The 2,677-nt window shown below is 57.4% G+C and carries 1 protein-coding gene; it reads left to right on the plus strand.

All coding sequences use genetic code 11. The annotated features are described in order from the left end of the window. Nucleotides 1-2,677 (plus strand): condensation domain-containing protein (locus GRP75_RS23825; protein ID WP_160790553.1); only part of this gene is annotated, 2,677 nt, incomplete at both ends.

A 2,677-nucleotide genomic window follows, 5' to 3' on the forward strand; every position in this document is an offset into this window, starting at 1 on the left:
GGGCCGTCCGACACGTGGACGCTGTTCCACTCGTTCTGCTTCGATTTCTCCGTCTGGGAAATGTACGGAGCGCTGCTGAACGGAGGCAAGCTGGTCATCGTACCGCCGCTCACGGCGAAAAATCCGGCTGATTTCCTGGCGCTGCTGGGCCGCGAACAGGTCACGATTTTGAACCAGACGCCAACGTACTTCTACCAGCTGCTGCGTGAGGTCTTGACGGATCATCCATACGATTTGCGGATTCGCAATGTGATCTTTGGGGGCGAAGCGCTGAGTCCGCTGCTGCTCAAGGGCTTCAAGACGAAGTACCCGGAGACGAAGCTGATCAATATGTACGGCATTACCGAGACGACGGTTCACGTGACGTATAAGGAAATCACATGGGTCGAAATGGAGGCGGCGAAGAGCAATATCGGCAAGCCGATCCCGACGCTGAGGGTGTACGTCCTGGATGAAAACCGCCGCCCAGTGCCGATCGGCGTAGCGGGCGAAATGTACGTGGCCGGGGAAGGCCTTGCGAGAGGATACCTGAACCGTCCGGATCTGACGGCGGAGAAGTTCGTCGATTCCCCGTTTGCGGAGGGGGAGAAACTGTACCGCTCGGGCGACTTGGCGGCTTGGCTGCCGGACGGCAACATCGAATACCTGGGCCGGATCGACCACCAGGTCAAAATCCGCGGGTACCGGATCGAACTGGACGAAATCGAGACGCAGCTGCTGAACGTCGAGGGCGTGGAAGAAGCGGTGGTGCTTGCCCGTCAGGACGGCGGGGGCGAGAAGGCGCTTGTCGCCTACTTTGTGGCGGACCGGACACTGACGGTCAGCGAAATGAGAACCTCGCTGGCCCAGGGAATGCCGGGGTACATGATCCCGTCGTACTTCGTGCAGTTGGAGCGTATGCCGCTGACGACCAACGGCAAAGTGGACCGCAAAGCGCTGCCGGAGCCGCAAGGCGGCATACAAACGGGCGTCGAATACGTAGCGCCGCGTAACCGGACGGAGTCCCAGCTTGTGAAGATCTGGGAGGAAGTGCTGGGCTACTCTGGCATTGGAGTCCTGGACAATTTCTTCGAGCTCGGAGGTCACTCCTTGCGGGCGACGAACCTTGTCAGCAAGATTCAGAAGGAAATGAACGTCGAGCTGCCTCTGCGCGACGTATTCCGCTACTCGACGATCGAAGAGATGGCTCTTGCCATCTCCCGGATCGGAGAGCAGTCGTTCTCGTCGATTCCGCTGACAGGCGCAAGAGCATATTATCCGCTTTCCTCAGTTCAGAAGCGGCTGTTTATCCTGAATCAGCTGGAAGGGGCCGATCAGAGCTACAACATGCCGAGCGTGCTGCTGCTGGAAGGATCGATTGACCGGAGCCTGCTGGAGAAGGCTTTCCGCGGACTGATCGCACGGCACGAAACACTGCGAACCAGCTTTGAGATCGTACAAGGCGAAGCAATACAGCGCATTTACGAGAGCGTCGACTTTGCCGTCGAGTACCGTCATGCGAGCGAGGAAGAAGCGCCTGAAGTCGTGCAGGACTTTATCCGGCCTTTCGACTTGGCGAAGCCTCCGCTGCTGCGGGCGGAGCTCGTAGAGCTGGCAGCCGAACGTTATTTGCTGATGTTTGACATGCACCATATCGTCTCCGACGGGGTTTCGATGGACGTGTTAGTCGAGGAACTCGTTCGTCTGTACGGCGGCGAGTCATTAGAGCCTTTGCGCATTCAATACAAGGACTATGCGGTATGGCAGCAGTCGGACGAGCAAAAAGTGCAGTTGAAACGCGAGGAAGCTTACTGGCTGGACCGTTACCGGGGCGAGCTGCCGGTTCTGGAAATGCCGACGGACTATCCGCGTCCTGCCGTGCAGAGCTTTGAGGGACAAACGCTGACGTCCTTCGTGGACGAGGCAACGAACGAAGGCTTGAAGCAGCTGGCCGCTCAAAGAGGAACGACGCTGTATATGGTGCTGCTTGCGGCATATACCGTGCTTTTGCATAAATACACAGGTCAGGACGATTTGATCGTCGGAACGTCGATTGCGGGCAGAACGCACGGAGACACGCAGCCTTTGATCGGAATGTTCGTCAATACGCTGGCGCTCCGCAATTATCCGGCTTCGGAGAAGACCTTCCTGTCGTATCTGGAAGAAGTGAAAGAAACGACCTTAGGCGCTTACGAGCATCAGAATTATCCGTTCGAAGAGCTCGTCGATAAAGTGCAGGTTAGCCGGGATTTGAGCCGCAACCCGCTGTTTGACACGATGTTCTCCCTGCAAAACTTGGAGGATAAAGAGTTTGAGCTGGAAGGGCTGAAATTGTCCCCGTACCCTAGCGAATACGGCACGGCCAAGTTCGACCTGAGTGTGGATGTTACGGAAGAAAACGGCGGCCTGGAGTGCAGCTTTGAATTCGCAACGGCTCTTTATAAAGAAAGCACGATCCGGCGGCTGTCGACTCATTTCGGACATTTGCTTGCGGCGATCGTAAGCCGTCCGGATGCGAAGATTGCCGAGCTGAACTTGTTGACGGAAGAGGAAAAAGAGCAAATTCTCGGCGCGTTTAACCCGGCGCAGCCGGAAGCGGCTCCTGTGGCAGCGTTCCACCGGCTGTTCGAGGAACAGGCGGAGCGCACGCCGGAAGAGGCGGCCGTCGTGTACGAGAACGAGCGGCTGACGTATGCGG

The organism is Paenibacillus sp. OT2-17, assembly GCF_009827695.1.
Lineage (GTDB): Bacteria > Bacillota > Bacilli > Paenibacillales > Paenibacillaceae > Paenibacillus > Paenibacillus polymyxa_B.